10 protein-coding genes are annotated in these 15,382 nt (G+C 64.5%); 1 reads left to right on the top strand and 9 read right to left on the bottom strand.

Annotated elements, in window-relative coordinates; all coding sequences use genetic code 11:
* Positions 1–65 precede the first annotated feature (65 nt).
* From aroG to ACIPHN_RS23700, 4 genes are all read right to left on the bottom strand, one after another.
* A complete protein-coding gene (aroG, locus tag ACIPHN_RS23715; protein ID WP_400441038.1) occupies positions 66–1,136 on the bottom strand; it encodes a 3-deoxy-7-phosphoheptulonate synthase AroG in 1,071 nt (356 codons plus the stop codon).
* 544 nt (positions 1,137–1,680) lie between these two features.
* Complete coding sequence (gene tldD, locus ACIPHN_RS23710; protein ID WP_198979908.1) at positions 1,681–3,141, bottom strand: metalloprotease TldD; 1,461 nt, start codon at positions 3,139–3,141, stop codon at positions 1,681–1,683.
* 25 nt (positions 3,142–3,166) lie between these two features.
* Positions 3,167–3,973 carry a carbon-nitrogen hydrolase family protein gene (locus ACIPHN_RS23705; protein WP_400441035.1) on the bottom strand — a complete coding sequence of 269 codons (807 nt, stop codon included), beginning with the start codon at positions 3,971–3,973 and terminating at the stop codon, positions 3,167–3,169.
* Between the two features lie 79 nt (positions 3,974–4,052).
* Positions 4,053–8,345: a YhdP family protein gene (locus tag ACIPHN_RS23700; RefSeq protein WP_400441032.1), complete on the bottom strand. Its 4,293-nt coding sequence runs from the start codon at positions 8,343–8,345 to the stop codon at positions 4,053–4,055.
* A gap of 268 nt (positions 8,346–8,613) precedes the next feature.
* Here ACIPHN_RS23700 and glnE point away from each other — a divergent pair, with 268 nt between their 5' ends.
* On the top strand, positions 8,614–11,340 hold the full coding sequence (gene glnE, locus ACIPHN_RS23695; RefSeq protein ID WP_400441029.1) for a bifunctional [glutamate--ammonia ligase]-adenylyl-L-tyrosine phosphorylase/[glutamate--ammonia-ligase] adenylyltransferase: 2,727 nt from the start codon (positions 8,614–8,616) through the stop codon (positions 11,338–11,340).
* Between the two features lie 22 nt (positions 11,341–11,362).
* Here the strand turns inward: glnE and ACIPHN_RS23690 are convergent, their stop codons facing one another.
* From ACIPHN_RS23690 to ACIPHN_RS23670, 5 genes are all read right to left on the bottom strand, one after another.
* Entirely contained in the window at positions 11,363–12,091 is a 729-nt protein-coding gene (locus ACIPHN_RS23690) for a methyltransferase domain-containing protein (RefSeq protein WP_400441026.1), read from the bottom strand.
* 161 nt (positions 12,092–12,252) lie between these two features.
* Positions 12,253–12,780, bottom strand: coding sequence for a hypothetical protein (locus ACIPHN_RS23685; protein WP_400441023.1), 528 nt, complete (start codon positions 12,778–12,780; stop codon positions 12,253–12,255).
* Positions 12,781–13,006: 226 nt separating this feature from the next.
* Positions 13,007–14,020, bottom strand: a complete 1,014-nt coding sequence (gene gap, locus ACIPHN_RS23680; RefSeq protein WP_400441020.1) for a type I glyceraldehyde-3-phosphate dehydrogenase — start codon at positions 14,018–14,020, stop codon at positions 13,007–13,009.
* Positions 14,021–14,225: 205 nt separating this feature from the next.
* On the bottom strand, positions 14,226–14,762 hold the full coding sequence (locus tag ACIPHN_RS23675; protein WP_400441138.1) for a GNAT family N-acetyltransferase: 537 nt from the start codon (positions 14,760–14,762) through the stop codon (positions 14,226–14,228).
* A gap of 14 nt (positions 14,763–14,776) precedes the next feature.
* The coding region (locus ACIPHN_RS23670; protein WP_400441018.1) for a transketolase-like TK C-terminal-containing protein at positions 14,777–15,382 on the bottom strand (606 nt) is incomplete at its 5' end.

Genomic DNA, 15,382 nt, shown 5'->3' with positions numbered 1-15,382 from the left:
GGCCTGAAAACAAAACGGCCCGGTCGATTGCCGACCGGGCCGTTTTGCATGGGAGACGACGACAATCAGGCCGCGTCGCGCTCGCCCACCAGGCGGCGTTGCTTGACCGAGTCGGCCAGGCCTTGCAGCACTTGCACGCTTTCTTCCCAGTTGATGCAGCCGTCGGTGACGGACTGGCCATAGGTCAGTTCCTTGCCCGGCACCAGGTCCTGGCGGCCGGCCACCAGGTGCGACTCCACCATCACGCCGACGATGCGGGTGTCGCCTGCGGCGATCTGGCCGCCGATGTCGGCGCAGACGGGGATCTGGTTTTCCGGCTTCTTGGAGCTGTTGGCGTGCGAGGCATCGATCATCAGGCGTGCCGCCAGGCCGCTCTTGGCGATATCCTGGCAAGCCGCTTCCACGCTGGGCGCATCATAGTTGGGCTGCTTGCCGCCGCGCAGGATGATGTGGCAATCCTCGTTGCCGGCGGTGGAGACGATGGCCGAGTGGCCGCCCTTGGTCACCGACAGGAAGTGGTGCGGCTGCGACGCGGCCTTGATCGCATCGACCGCGATCTTGACGTTGCCATCGGTGCCGTTCTTGAAGCCCACTGGGCAGGACAGGCCGGAGGCCAGTTCGCGGTGCACCTGCGATTCGGTGGTGCGTGCGCCGATGGCGCCCCAGCTGATCAGGTCGGCGATGTATTGCGGGCTGATCACGTCCAGGAATTCGGTACCGGCCGGCAGACCCAGTTCATTGATGTTCAACAGCAGTTCGCGGGCGGCGCGCAGGCCGTCGTTGATGCGGAAGCTGTTGTCCATGTACGGGTCGTTGATCAAACCCTTCCAGCCCACGGTGGTGCGGGGCTTCTCGAAGTAGACGCGCATGACGATTTCCAGCTCGCCCTTGTGGCGCTCGCGCTCCACGACCAGGCGGCGCGCATATTCCATGGCGGCCTTGGTATCGTGGATGGAGCAGGGGCCGATGACGACCATGAGGCGATCATCCTGGCCGTGCAGGATACGATGCAGCGCGGTGCGAGCTTCAGCCGTGGTGCGCTCGACCTCTTCGGTGCAGGCGAATTCGCGGATGAGATGCGAGGGGGGGACCAGTTCTTTCATTTCTCGGATGCGAAGATCGTCAGTGCGCGGCATTTTTTTCTCCTGGTGTGCTGTTTGTCCAGCTGGGGAATCGATCAAGTCTCGACCAAAAAAAAACCGCCATCACTGGCGGTTTTTTAGGAAATTCGGTTTGGTCTTTTTACGAACGCTTACCGCTTTTCACCGCCTTGGGGCTGGAATAGCTAAAGTAAAAATAAAAGTAAGCGTGGAAGAAAGACATTTCGGGCTTCATCGGTTAAGTGAGGCAGGTGCCCATAGTGCTATAAATCCGAACCTTTGGCAAGCGAAGGCGGAAAAATGAGATGAAGGCTCATGCACGCACAATTTGGCCAATAATCAATAACAACACGAACAATTCATATAATATTCAACGAATATAAACAAAATAACACAATAAAAAACCATCACCCATGCAAGCCCTGTCCGCCGGATGCGGCCCCGCCCGCCGTGGCAAAATTGCAAAAAAATCGGAAAACTTGATCTGGCGACGTCCTTTTCTCCCTCACCTCGCGTCGGCCGGACGAAAAAAAACGCCGGAGAAGCTCCGGCGTTTTCATGGCTGTCCAGGCAGTCGCGATCAGGCCGTACCACCCACGGTCACGCCATCCAGGCGCAGGGTCGGTTGACCCACGCCCACCGGCACGCTCTGGCCTTCCTTGCCGCACACGCCCACGCCCGAATCCAGGCGCATGTCGTTGCCGATCATGGAGACCCGGTTCAACACATCGGGGCCGTTGCCGATCAGGGTCGCGCCCTTGACCGGGTAGGTGATCTTGCCGTCCTCGATCATGTAGGCTTCGCTGGCCGAGAAGACGAACTTGCCATTGGTGATATCGACCTGGCCGCCGCCGAAATTGACGGCGTACAGGCCATTCTTGACCGAGGCCAGGATTTCCTCGGGATCCTTGTCGCCTGCCAGCATGTAGGTGTTGGTCATGCGCGGCATGGGCAGGTGGGCGAAGGATTCGCGGCGGGCATTGCCGGTGACGTCCATCTTCATCAGGCGGGCGTTCATGGTGTCCTGCATGTAGCCCTTGAGGATGCCATCCTCGATCAGCGTGGTGCACTGGGTCGGATTGCCCTCGTCATCGATGTTGAGCGAACCGCGACGGTCGGCAATGGTGCCGTCATCGACTACGGTCACGCCCTTGGCCGCGACGCGCTCGCCGATACGACCGGAGAAGGTGGACGAGCCCTTGCGGTTGAAGTCGCCTTCCAGGCCGTGGCCGATGGCTTCGTGCAGCAGGATGCCAGGCCAGCCGGGTCCGAGCACGACCGTCATCGGACCGGCCGGGGCCGGGCGCGAATCCAGGTTGACCAGGGCGGTGGCGACCGCTTCGGAGGCATATTTTTCCAGCAGCACATCGGAGAAGTAGGCGTAGTCGTAGCGACCACCACCACCGCTGCTGCCCATCTCGCGACGACCATTCTGTTCGGCGATGACCGTGACCGACACCCGCACCAGCGGACGGATGTCGGCAGCCAGCACGCCATCGGCGCGTGCCACCAGCACCACATCGTATTCGCCCGAGAGGCTGGCCATGACCTGCTTGACGCGCGGATCCTTGGCGCGGGCGATGCGCTCGACGCGCTCCAGCAACTGCACCTTGGCAGTGGCATCGAGCGAATTGAGCGGATCATGCGGCAGGTACAGGGCGCGGCCGCCGGCCGGGCTCATCGCGCCGGCCACCTTGATCTTGCCACTGCCCTGGCGGGCGATGGTGCGGGTGGCGGCGGCGGCATCCATCAGGGCGCCTTCGGAAATCTCGTCGGAATAGGAAAACGCCGTCTTGTCGCCCGACACCGCACGCACACCGACACCCTGGTCGATGGAGAAGCTGCCGGTCTTGACGATGCCCTCTTCCAGGCTCCAGCCCTCGCTCTTGGTGAACTGGAAATACAGGTCGGCATAGTCGACCTTGTGGGTGAACATGCTGCCCAGGGCCTTGAGCAGCTTGGATTCGTCCAGGCCGAAGGGAGTCAGCAGCACGTCACGCGCCACTTGCAGGGCGCCCATGTTGGGTTCAAATAATTTCATAGCGTCTTGTCGGAAGGCAAAAAGGTCAAAGCTTGCGGTGGCGTAGCGCCGGCAAGCTTTCTCGCACGTATTGTAGACGATGGGGATCAATGTCGCCGATCACAAGGCCTTCGCCTTCCGGCAACACCGCGACCACCTCGCCCCAGGGATCGACCAGCATGCTGTGGCCCCAGGTACGACGGCCATTGACGTGCTGGCCGCCTTGCGCCGAAGCCAGTACATAGCACTGGTTCTCGACGGCGCGGGCACGCAGCAGCAGCTCCCAGTGGGCGCGGCCGGTGGTATAGGTGAAGGCGGCCGGCATGACGATCAGCGCGCACTCGCCCATGGCACGGTACAGCTCCGGGAAGCGCAGGTCGTAGCACACCGACAGCCCGACCCGCCCGAACGGCGCCTCGAAGCTGCGCACCTCGCTGCCATATTCGATGGTGCGGGCCTCGTCGTAGTTTTCCTCTCCACGGACGAAGTTGAACAGGTGGATCTTGTCGTAACGCGCCACGCGCTGGCCTTGCGGACCGTAGACCAGCGAGGTGTTGAGCACCTTGTCCGGATGCGGGGCCTGCAGCGGCAGCGTGCCGCCGATGAGCCAGATCTGGTGTTCCCGCGCCAGCGTACTCATGAAGTCCTGGATGGGACCACTGCCATCGGCCTCGGCATGGGCCAGCTTGTCGCGCTCGTGGCGACCCAGCAGCGGCCAGTATTCCGGCAACAGCACCAGCTGCGCGCCCTGCTGCGCGGCTAGCGCCACCTGGCGCGCCGCGCTGGCGAAGTTCTCTTCGACCTCGGGGGTGGAGACCATCTGGATCGCCGCCACCTTGAACGCCTGCGTCATGTCGTACCTCTCGTATGCGGTAGGGGATGAAGGATGCCGCCAGTATCGCGCAGAAATGGCAAGCGCACCGGCGACCGGCTCAGGCGCCCGAATTGATGGCCGGGCCGACCTCGCGGGCCGGACGGCGCGGCGTCGGGGCTGCAGGTGCGGGGGCGGCGGGAGCGGCCTGGTTGCCGCCATTGCCCCCATTGCCGCCCTTGTCCAGCATTTCCCGGGCGCGCTGGCCATCCACCGGCGTCACCTGGCCCTGCTTGACCACGATGGGATCGCTCCAGGGGCCGGTGACCTTGTACTCGAAACTGAGCGACTTCATCACCGGATTGCGCAGGAACAGCTGTGCCAGCAAGGTACTCACGCCGACCACCGGATTGACCGCCATGGCCACCACGGAGGCGGTACCCAGGTTGAATTCCGGGATCACCACCACGTGCAGGTCCTGGCTTTCGCTGGCGATGTCGGCCGATCCGCTCATCAGCACGGACGCCGTCACGCCGGTCATCTTGAGGTTGTCGGTGGTGGCAATGCCCTTGTTGATGCTGGCCGTACCGGCCACGGTATCGAAGGCGAAGCCTTCCGAGAACACATCGCGGAAGTCCAGCGTCAGGCGGCGCGGCAACGCCTGCAGGTTGAGCACGCCCAGCAGCTTGGCCGCCCCCGGATCGACCTTCAGGAACTGCCCGGAATGCACATCCATGTGCACCTGCCCGGCCAGGCTGGCCATATCCATCGCATAGGGAGGCGCCTTCCAGCTCAGGTCGCCGTCCAGCTTGCCGTGACCGCCACGGATCGTGCCCGGATAGCCGAACCGCTCCAACAGCTTGCCGGCATCATTGATATCGAGCGCGTAGGTGAAGTTGGACGTATGGCTGTTGCCAAAGCTCATCCAGTTGCCTGCGGCACGGAACTGGGCGTCGTCGTTGGCCAGCAGCAGGCGGCTGATGCGCCACTCACGCCCGACCGAGGTGACGATGTTGCTGGCATCGAGTTCCATGCGCCCCAGCTTCTTGCCAGCCAGTTCGAACTGTTCGGCGCGGATATCCAGCGCCGGCATCTGCATGTCGCTATCGGCCTGGGCGGTGGCGGCCGGCTGCGACGATGTTGCAGGCGTCGTGGTGGACTTGGGGATGACCAGCGAGGACAGTCGTGCCGTCACCTTGCCAGGGCCGCGATTGCCACCCGGCTCTTCCCAGGTGATGCTGCCGGCCGCTTGCTGGGATTCGATGTTCATTTGCCAGGCGTTCTTGCGATGGCTCGCTTCCAGGATCAGCTTGTTGAGCTTCTTGCCGCTCAGGGATAGCTCACCGATGCGGGCCGAGACATTGTCCGGCTCCAGATACTGGGTCACGTCATTGCTGCCCAGCCGGCTGGGCCCACCGGCACTGGCGGCGTCCTTGCCGACCAGCTCGTTCTTCAGCGCCAGCCAGGCATCCACATCCAGGGCATCGGCGGCCACGGCCAGCTTCAGGCCCGAGGCCGGCACCGGCGCCGGCTGGTTCCAGCCGATGCCACCGCTGGTGACGCGCCAGTCGGCGCCGCGCGCGGCGACACGCTCGCGCACATAGCGCGAGGCAATGTTCTGGCCCAGGGCCACGCGCAGCTCCTCGCGCTCGATCAGGGGATCGGTCGAGGCCAGCGGCAGCACGTCCATGCGCATCGCCAGGCTCTCCTGCGCGCCCTTGCGCAGCGGCGCCGGCAAGTCCACACCCAGGCCAAGCAGGCTGGACTCGATCGTGACCTCGGGCTGGTGCTGGCGCACCAGCACGGTGGCGTTGTAGCGGGTGCCGCCGGACATGCGCGCCAGCAGGCGCTGCAGCGAAGGCTCGGTGTACTGCTTGCGGAGCGCCTCGATATTGATGGCCCCGTCCAGCCTGACCTGGGTAGTGCCGTCGTGCTGGGTGCCGCCGGTGATGGCCAGGGCATCGCCCAGGAACTGCCCGCGCACGCCGTTGAGGGTGAAGCCGTGCTCGTTGAACTCCACCTTGCCGGTGGTGCGGAACAGCAGCGGCAGCTCCGGCAGCAGGTCCACATCGTTGTTGGCGAACACGAATGCGCCCTGGGCGCGGGTGTCGATGGCGTGGTGCAGCGGCATCTGGAACCTCAGGTCCAGCCTGGCGTCACCGGTGGCGCTGCTGTGTTCCATGACGTTGCCGGTCCAGCGTGCCACCGGGCTCTGGTTCACATATTGCAGGAACACCGGCATGGATGCATTGGCCACGCCGTCGATCTCCAGCTCGGCCTCATGCGAATCCACATCGGCCACCCGCGCGGTCACCGGACCCAGGCGGGCACCCAGGGTGCGGGCGCTGTCGGCCTTGATCTCCAGCCGGGTACGGTCCACTGTGATGTGGCCACGGCCCTCTTCCAGCAGGGGCCATTCGGGTTCCTTGCCATCACGGCCGAGGTGGCCCGGGGTGTAGTTGAGCTTGAGTCCGTCGAAATCGCCGCTGACCAGGAACTGGCCGCGGGGCTTGTCCCCCGGCTTGGCGGTATGGAAGGGGAAGTCGGCCAGCGCGCCCTTGAGCGAGAACTGCACGTCATGCAGCCGGCCCTCCATCAGGCCGTCGGTCAACCAGTGCCGCAAAGGCTCGCTCATGTGCTGGGGCAGGTAGCGATGCACCACCTTCAGGTCGAAGGTGCTCAGCTCGCCACTGATATCGACGCTGCCCGCCGACTTGCCCTGCAGCGGCAGCACATGGCGCCCGCTCAGGCTGCCGGCCACGCCGGGCTGGGAAAACTGCATCTGGTCGATATCCACCTGCAGGTTCTGGTCCTTCAGGTATTGCCAGCGCGCCTGCATCTTGAGGGTATCCAGCGGCAGGCTGGGTTCGCTGAACATCTGCGCCGGCAGGTCGATGGCCAGCTTCTGCGCATCCAGCCGTACGGTCCCGCCCTTCTCGTTGGCGTCGATGTCGCCGCTGATGTTCTGGAATCCCGGGAAGGCCGCCCATTGCGCCCGCGCCGGCTGGGTGCCGCTCTTGCGCTGCTCTACGTGGGCCGCCATGCCCTTCATGCCGAGGCCGGCGAAGCGGCCCTGGACCCGGTAGGAACTCAGTTCCGGATAGCTGCCCTGCCACTGCACGGTGAAGTCGCGCAGCTCGCCGCGCGGGGCCATGTCGTCCAGCAGCTTGCGCTGGGAGGGCGCCAGCGGCAGGCGGGTCGCCAGTTGCGAGAGCGTCTCCAGGTTCAGGTAGGTGGCCTTGACGCTGGTGCGTTCGGCCTTCAGCGGCGAGGCCGGTTCATAGCTTTCCGACACCGTGGTGGGCGGCAGCACGAAGCCATCCGGGGTTTCGATGGAGAAATCGGTCAGGGTCACCTGATGGCCGTTGGCACCGAAGGTGGGCACGCCATCCTCGGGCGTGGCCCCCAGGCTTTCGCTGGCCGAGACGCGTCCATTGACCCGCTTCAAGGCCAGCGGCTCCAGTTGCCGCGACAATTGGGCGTTGAAATCGGTGAGACCGAGGTCGGCAGTGAAATTGGCCACCTTGGCATGGTCCAGCGACAGCCAGGCACGCACCGAGCCGGTACCGCTGTTGATGGGGATGGGATAGTCGAAATAGGCGCGCCAGACCGACAGGTCGGTACGGCGCAGGTCGACATAGAGCATGCCCTTCCAGCGCATGATGTCGGAGCTGCGGGCAAATGCCGGATGGCTGAAATCGGCCCGCACGTCCAGCGGCGCCGCATAGGCCTGCGGCGGGATGGCGCGCAGCGACAGGCGGTGGCGCAGCCAGCGGTTGTGCAGGATCAGGTTGACGTCTTCCAGTACCAGTTCGGGGGCGTTCCTCAGTTCGTCGTCCCAGCGCAGCTTGCTGTGGCGGATCACGATCTCGCGCTGCGACAGCAGCCAGTCCAGTGAACTGCCGTTGCCGCCCGTGGGCACCGGGATGCCGGCCACGAAGAACTTGCCGGCGGCATCGCGCCGGATGGCCAGGTCGGCGCCTTCGATGCTGAGGTTTTCCAGTTGCAGGCCGGCCACCAGCACACTGCTCCAGGACAGCGTGGTGGACACCCGCGGCAACGTCAGCGCGGCCTCGCCGGACTGGTCGTGGACGGTGATATGGGTGAGCGACAACTGCGGACGCAAGCCGCTCCAGGAGGCATCGATGGCGTCGATAGTGACGGCGCGCCCGATCTTCTGCGATACCAGGCGTTCGATCTGCGGCTTGTAGTGGCCGATTTCGGGCAGCACCGCATAGCGCAGTACCAGGAACAGTGCGCAAAAGACGAAATAGGCCAGCAGCAGCAGCTTCAGGGTGAAGCCCAGCACATGGTAGCTGGCCCGGTTCAGGCGAAAGTAGCTGCCCCGCGCAATACGCCAGCACAGCGCCCAACGGCCATGCCTGGGTGCGGCGTTATGTTGTTCTTGGGACATCAGGATGCAATGGCAGCTCGGTAGGAATTAAGTCGGGCGGGTGACATGATCGCATGGAAAACCTGGCCATGCCATCCGCTCCATCGCACTAAGAGCAGCAAAATGACCGATAAGTTTAAAAAGGGGCGATAGAATCCCCCATGTCCGGTGAAATCGTCAGCCCGATGTCAGGCCGTCCGTCATTTTCGGTCCATTGACAGGCTTGCCGTAGCGGTTTTACCAGCTGTTTCCTTCTTTTACATCTTGCTGCGGAGCTTTCCGATCCTCTATGTCAGTCACGCCCGTTCATCACTGCTCGCTGGTCGACGCCACGGCCTCGCGCTACTACACCCGCTGGACCCAGGCCGATCCGGCCCGCCCTGCCCTGGTGGCCGACGCGGCCGCCCAGCCGCTGGAACATGCATTCATGCAGCGCAGCCTGGAGCGCGACCTGGCCGCCGGCCTGTCGCTCAATGCCGCCATGCGCCGCCTGCGCAACCTGGTGGTCTGTACCCTGATCACGCGCGACCTCGACGGCCGTGGTGACCTGGCCGAGGTGGTCGCCACCATGACCCGGTTTGCCGACTTCGCCGTGCAAACCCATCTGGCCGCGCTGATGCAGGAACAGACGGCCCTCTACGGCCAGCCCATCGGCGAGGAATCCGGCCGGGTGCAGGAGATGATCGTGCTGGGCATGGGCAAGCTGGGCGGCGGCGAGCTGAATGTCTCCTCCGATATCGACCTGATCTTCGTCTATCCCGAGGATGGCGATACCCGCGCCGAGAGCGGCCAGAAATCGCTGTCCAACCATGAATTCTTCGTCCGCCTGGGCAAGAAGCTGATCGGTGCGCTGGCCGAGATCACCGAGGATGGCTTCACCTTCCGGGTGGACATGGCGCTGCGCCCCAACGGCAATTCCGGCCCGCTGGTGGCCAGCTTCAATATGGTGGAGGAATACCTGGTGCGCCAGGGCCGCGAATGGGAACGCTACGCCTGGACCAAGGCGCGCGCCCTGACTGGCACGACCGAGGATATCGCCACGCTGGAGGCGATCAGCCGGCCCTTCATCTTCCGCCGCTACCTGGACTACGGCTCCATCGACGCGCTGCGCTCCATGCACGGCCAGATCCGCGCCGAGGTCAAGCGCCAGGAGGCGCTGCATCCGGACCGCAGCAACAACGTCAAGCTGGGCCGGGGTGGTATCCGCGAGATCGAGTTCACCAGCCAGGTCTTCCAGCTGATCCGCGGCGGACGTGATGCGGAACTGCGCGACCGGTCCACCCGCGTCACCCTGCGCACGCTGGCGGCCAAGGATCTGCTGGCGCCCGAGGTGGTGGAGCAGTTGCTGGATGCCTACACCTTCCTGCGCGACCTGGAGCACCGGCTGCAATACCTGGAAGACGCCCAGACCCACACCCTGCCGGTGAACCCGGATGATTTGCTGCTGGTAGCGCAGATGATGGGCTACGCCCAGGTCGATGCCCTGCTGCATGAGCTGGAGCGCCAGCGTGCCATCGTGGCGGCACAATTCGACGCCATCTTCGCCGACAAGCAGTCCGGCGAGGCCGATGCCGACAACCCCGGGGTGAGCGTGAGCGACAGTGATGGCCTGGAAGGCCTGGCCGACGCCCTGCGCCTGGTCGGCTTCCCCGAGGCCGATATCGAGGATGGCGCCCGGCGCCTGCACCTGACCTGGCAATCGCCGCGCATGCAAAGCCTGCCCGAGGCCAGCCGCAATCGCTTCAATACCGTCATCAACACCTGCCTGCCGCTGCTGGCGGCACTGCACTACGACCAGTTGCCGGCGCTGGGCCGCCTGCTCGACTTCCTTGAAGCCATTGCCCGCCGCGCCGCCTACCTGGCGCTGCTGACCGAATATCCCCATGCATTGCAGCGACTGGTGCGCATGATCGGCGCCAGCGGCTGGGCCGCCACCTACCTGACCCGCCACCCGCTGCTGCTGGACGAACTGCTGGACGACCGCAACCTCAAGGCCGGCTCAGACTGGGCCGCCTTCGCCGACAACTGCCGGCGCCAGCTGGCCACGGCCGAGGGCGATACCGAGCGCCAGCTCGACATCCTGCGCGAGCTGCATCACGCGGAACAATTCCGCCTGATGGCGCAAGACCTGGAGGGTGACCTGTCGGTGGAAAAGCTGGCCGACGAGCTCTCGGCGCTGGCCGATGTGCTGGTGCAGGTGACCATCGAGGCGGTCTGGCAGACCATCGCCCAGCGCCACCGCGAGGTGCCGCAATTCGCGGTGATCGCCTATGGCAAGCTGGGCGGCAAGGAGCTGGGCTATGCCTCCGACCTGGACGTGGTCTTCCTCTACGACGACGACGACCAGGACGCGCCCGGCCTCTACGCCAAGCTGGCGCAGCGCTTCATCACCTGGATGACCAGCCACACGCCGGCCGGCACGCTGTTCGACATCGATATCGCCTTGCGCCCGGACGGCGCCAGCGGACTGCTGGTCTCGCCGGTCTCCTCCTTCGAGAAATACCAGCTCAACTCGGCCTGGATCTGGGAACACCAGGCGCTGACCCGGGCCCGCTTCTGCGCTGGCGACGCCGCCATCGGCGAGCGTTTCGAGGCGCTGCGCGAGCGCGTGCTGCGCCAGCCGCGCGATGTCGCCAAGCTGGAAGAGGAAGTGATGTCCATGCGCCGCCGCATGCGCGAGGCCCATCCCAACCGCAGCATGATGTTCGATCTCAAGCACGACGAGGGCGGCATGATCGACATCGAGTTCATGGTGCAATACCTGGTGCTGCGCCATGCCTGCGACCATCCGCAACTGACCGGCGACATCGGCAACATCGCCCTGCTGAAGCTGGCGGCCCAACTGGGCTTGATCGATACCCTGCTGGCCGGCGAGGCGGCCAACGCCTACCGCATCTTCCGCAAGCTGCAGCACCAGATCCGCCTGCAGGGCTCGGAGCGCGCCCATATCGATGCGATACGGGTGGAGCACGAGCGGGCTTGCGTGATCCGGCTGTGGCAGCAGGTATTCGGCTAGGACCGCCTGGCCGCTGGATGAATCACGCCAGCGGCTTGCGCGCGACCAGGTTGATCAGCGTTTCCTCGCGTTCGGCCTTGGGCTTGATCCCGAAGACCCGCTCCATGAGGCCCAGGTCTTCGCGGCTCCACCACAGATAGGGGTAGGAAATCGACTCCGGCGCCACCTCGAAGCCGGCGCTGCGCACCAGCGCGAGATATTGCCCGGCAGTCTTCTGCACCTCCATCGGATGGCGGAACAGCAAGCGGATGATCCACGAGTGGATATAGCGCTTGGTCGACTCGGCAAAGAGCAGGATGCCACCCGGCTTGAGCACGCGGTAGAACTCGCGGATCGCCTCTTCCTGCTCGATCAGGTGGTGGAAGGTCTGGTGGCAGAACAACAGGTCCACGCTATTGTCTTCCAGCGTCATGCTCGCGCTGGAGCACTGGATGAACTCCGCCGCAATCCCCTCGGCCTCGGCTTCGCCGCGCGCGGCCTCGATCATGGCCGCATCGATGTCCATGCCGATCAGGCGTTGCGGCGCGAAACGCGTGTGCAGCTTCTTGAGCGAGCGTCCCCATCCGCATCCCACGTCTGCCACCACGGGATAGCTGGCGCGACGTTCCGGAATGAGGCGTTCCAGGTCCTTCATCGCACGTTCCAGCACGTGCAGGGTCCAGGTCGGGGTGCGCAAGAACCAGATGCCAAAGGCGGTCTCGGGCACATGCTCCGGCAGGGCCGGAGGCAGTTGCGTCAACGGTGTATTCATATCGTTATTCGTTGTAACCGGCTGGCCATCGACCCTGCGGGCCAGGCCATGCTGCCGGGGGCGGTCGACGGTTCCCCCTGTCGACCGATGAAAAATGCCCCGCATGCGGGGCATTGGAGAATGTTACCGGCTGACAACCCCGGCGGCAAGTGCCAGGCCGGTCAATACTTGGGCGGTTGCTTGTCGTCCCGGCTGGCGCGGCGGTCGCTGGCACTGCTGCTGTCACGGGAGGAGGACGAGCTTTCGCGGTCGCGCGAGCGGCCGCTGTCGCGCGAGCTGTCACGTTCGCGGGCACGACTGCTGCGGTCGCCGTCCTTGGCATCCTTGCCATCCTTGGCGTCCTTCCCATCTTTTCCCTTGCTGTCGTCCTTGGCAGCATCGACCGGCGGCGGTGGTGGCGTGACGGTCTGGATGCCCTTGGCGGCCATGTACTCGTGCATGTCCTTCCAGCCGGCGAAGATACCCGCCTTCAGCGCATCCGGATTGCGCTGGTAGCAGTCTTCCAGGGTCTGGCCGGCCTGGCGGCAACCTGCGCCCAGGGCGATGCCTTCGGCCTTGGCCTCTTCCGGGGTCTGCTTGGGTTTGGTGAAGCTGCTGACATAGTCGCAGGCGGTCAGCGACAGGCTGACGGCGGAAATCAGGGCCAGGTTGGCCAACAGGCGACGAGCCTGGGATGAGCTTGCTGACATGCGGTCCCTCGTATGGGTCGGTTGCTCTTGTTGTCGACGGGCAATAGCACAGAAGGAGAAAAGGCCATCGCAAGCTTGCGCCTGCAACAGCCTTCCTCTTTTACAGGCTGATAAGCTATTTTCACCGCGGCAAGCACGCTTGCATACGAGGAAAAGAACCCGAATCAGCCCTGAAATTGTCGAAACCGGCCACGCAGGACGCGCCGCCGGTCTCGTACCCACCGTCTTACTTGGCCGTGGCCAGGGCGACGGTGGTGTCCAGCATACGGTTGGAGAAGCCCCACTCGTTGTCGTACCAGGACGACACCTTCACCAGACGGCCGGAGACCTTGGTCAGGGTGGCGTCGAAGTTGGACGATGCCGGGTTGTGGTTGAAGTCGACCGAGACCAGCGGATCGACGTTGTAGTTCAGGATGCCCTTGAGCGGACCGGACTCGGACGCGGCCTTCAGGACGGCATTGACTTCATCCACGGTGGTGTCGCGCGAGGCCACGAAGGACAGGTCGACCAGCGACACGTTGATGGTCGGCACGCGGATGGCGAAACCGTCCAGCTTGCCGTTCAGTTCCGGCAGCACCAGGCCGACCGCGGCAGCAGCGCCGGTCTTGGTCGGGATCATGGACTGGGTGGCCGAACGGGCGCGACGCAGGTCTTCGTGGTACACGTCGGTGAGCACCTGGTCATTGGTGTAGGCGTGGACGGTGGTCATCAGGCCGGTTTCCAGGCCGATCTTTTCGTGCAGCGGCTGCACCAGCGGTGCCAGGCAGTTGGTGGTGCACGATGCGTTGGAGATGACGGTATCCGTTGCCTTCAACACCTGGTGGTTCACGCCGAAGACGACGGTGGCGTCCACATCCTTGCCGCCCGGCGCGGAGATGATCACCTTCTTGGCGCCGCCCTTGATGTGGGCGCTGGCCTTTTCCTTGGTGGTGAAGAAGCCGGTGCATTCCAGCACCACGTCCACACCCAGCTCGCCCCAGGGCAGCTCGGCCGGATTGCGCTGGGCCAGCACCTTGATGCGGTCGCCGTTGACGACGATGGAGTCGCCATCGACGGTCACGGTGCCGGGGAACTTGCCGTGGGCGGTGTCATACTGGGTCAGGTGGGCATTGGTCTTCGGGTCGCCCAGGTCGTTGATGGCGACGATCTCGATGTCGTGCTTCTTGCCGCCTTCGTAGTGGGCGCGCAGGATGTTGCGGCCGATACGACCATAACCGTTGATTGCAACGCGAATTGCCATGCTCTTCTCCTCAAGTAGTAAAAATCAATGCAAATCGGTAGTCGGAAAAGCGACCTGCCCGCCAGCTTACGCCATTGCTCCACGTCGGCCCGGCCATTGATCCGTCTTTTCCAGACGTCCTGTTCGTTTCTTGTACGTTTCTTGTACGCTTCTTGTGTTTCTTTTGCCGTCCTGCCTGCCGTGCCTGCCCACCCGGGTGTCAGCGTCAGCTTCTCAGCTTGCGCCAGACGAAACCGGTTTCATCCAGTTCGCTGCCATCGTCCCAGGTGAAGGTCTGTTCATACAGCCGTTCGGCTCCCAGCGCCTCGAAAAATTCCCCGGCGCCTTCGTTCTTGCTCAGCACCCAGGCCATCAGGCCGGTGGCGCCGGCACTGATCAGCGTGGCCGCGACATTGGCCAGCAGGCGCTTGCCCAGGCCACGGCGCTGTTCGTCCGGCAGCACGCAGATCGCGGTCAGTTCGGCATCGCAGCCGAAGCGGGCGTCGGCCAGCGTCATGCCGGAGGCAAAACCGATGATCTCGCCACCGGTTTCAGCCACGAAGGTACAGGCCGCATCCGAGGACGCGCCCAGCACCTGCTCCCACAGCTTCACGCTCTGCTCGGGCTGCAGGTGATCCAGGTAGCTGTCCGGCACCAGGCCGCGATAGCTGGCGCGCCAGGCATCGATGCGCACGCCGGCGATCGATGCCGCATCGCCCGGACGGGCAAGACGGATCAGCACTTCATCGCCGCCTGGCGGCATGTCTTGCACTGCGCTCAAGCCAGTACTGCCTTGGCCTTGGCCACGACGTTCTCGACGGTGAAGCCGAAATGCTTGAACAGCACGCCAGCCGGCGCCGATTCACCGAAGGTGTCGATGCCGACCACGGCGCCTTCCAGGCCCACGTACTTGTGCCACAGGGCGGTCACGCCAGCCTCGATGGCCACGCGCGGGATGCCGCGCGGCAGCACCGATGCCTTGTAGGCCGAATCCTGGCGATCGAACACGTCGGTGCAGGGCATGGAGACCACGCGCACGGCGATGCCTTCGGCGGTCAGCGCATCGGCGGCCTTGGTGGCCAGCTCGATTTCGGAGCCGGTGGCCATCAGCACGACCTTGGCATTGGGGGCGTCACGCAGCACATAGCCGCCGCGCGCGATGTCCTTGACCTGGGCGTCGGTACGCTCCTGGAAGGGCAGGTTCTGGCGCGAGAAGATCAGGGTGCTCGGACCGTCGTTGCGCTGGATGGACTCGGCCCAGGCCACGGCGGTTTCGGTGGTGTCGCAAGGACGCCAGTTGTCCAGGTTGGGGATCAGGCGCAGGCTGGAGACGTGTTCCACCGACTGGTGGGTGGGGCCGTCTTCGCCCAGGCCGATGGAGTC

This window comes from Herbaspirillum sp. NPDC087042 (genome assembly GCF_044745245.1).
GTDB lineage: Bacteria > Pseudomonadota > Gammaproteobacteria > Burkholderiales > Burkholderiaceae_D > Herbaspirillum.
Note: the sequence above shows the minus strand (reverse complement) of the source record. Positions and strands in the feature narration are given on the sequence as shown.

What these genes read in the sequence shown, in the direction of transcription:
- ACIPHN_RS23700 (WP_400441032.1), bottom strand. Translation starts at nt 8,345, where the DNA reads ATGTCCCAAGAACAACATAACGCCGCACCCAGGCATGGCCGTTGGGCG.
- ACIPHN_RS23690 (WP_400441026.1), bottom strand. Translation starts at nt 12,091, where the DNA reads ATGAATACACCGTTGACGCAACTGCCTCCGGCCCTGCCGGAGCATGTG.
- aroG (WP_400441038.1), bottom strand. Translation starts at nt 1,136, where the DNA reads ATGCCGCGCACTGACGATCTTCGCATCCGAGAAATGAAAGAACTGGTC.
- ACIPHN_RS23705 (WP_400441035.1), bottom strand. Translation starts at nt 3,973, where the DNA reads ATGACGCAGGCGTTCAAGGTGGCGGCGATCCAGATGGTCTCCACCCCC.
- gap (WP_400441020.1), bottom strand. Translation starts at nt 14,020, where the DNA reads ATGGCAATTCGCGTTGCAATCAACGGTTATGGTCGTATCGGCCGCAAC.
- ACIPHN_RS23675 (WP_400441138.1), bottom strand. Translation starts at nt 14,762, where the DNA reads ATGCCGCCAGGCGGCGATGAAGTGCTGATCCGTCTTGCCCGTCCGGGC.
- tldD (WP_198979908.1), bottom strand. Translation starts at nt 3,141, where the DNA reads ATGAAATTATTTGAACCCAACATGGGCGCCCTGCAAGTGGCGCGTGAC.
- glnE (WP_400441029.1), top strand. Translation starts at nt 8,614, where the DNA reads ATGTCAGTCACGCCCGTTCATCACTGCTCGCTGGTCGACGCCACGGCC.
- ACIPHN_RS23685 (WP_400441023.1), bottom strand. Translation starts at nt 12,780, where the DNA reads ATGTCAGCAAGCTCATCCCAGGCTCGTCGCCTGTTGGCCAACCTGGCC.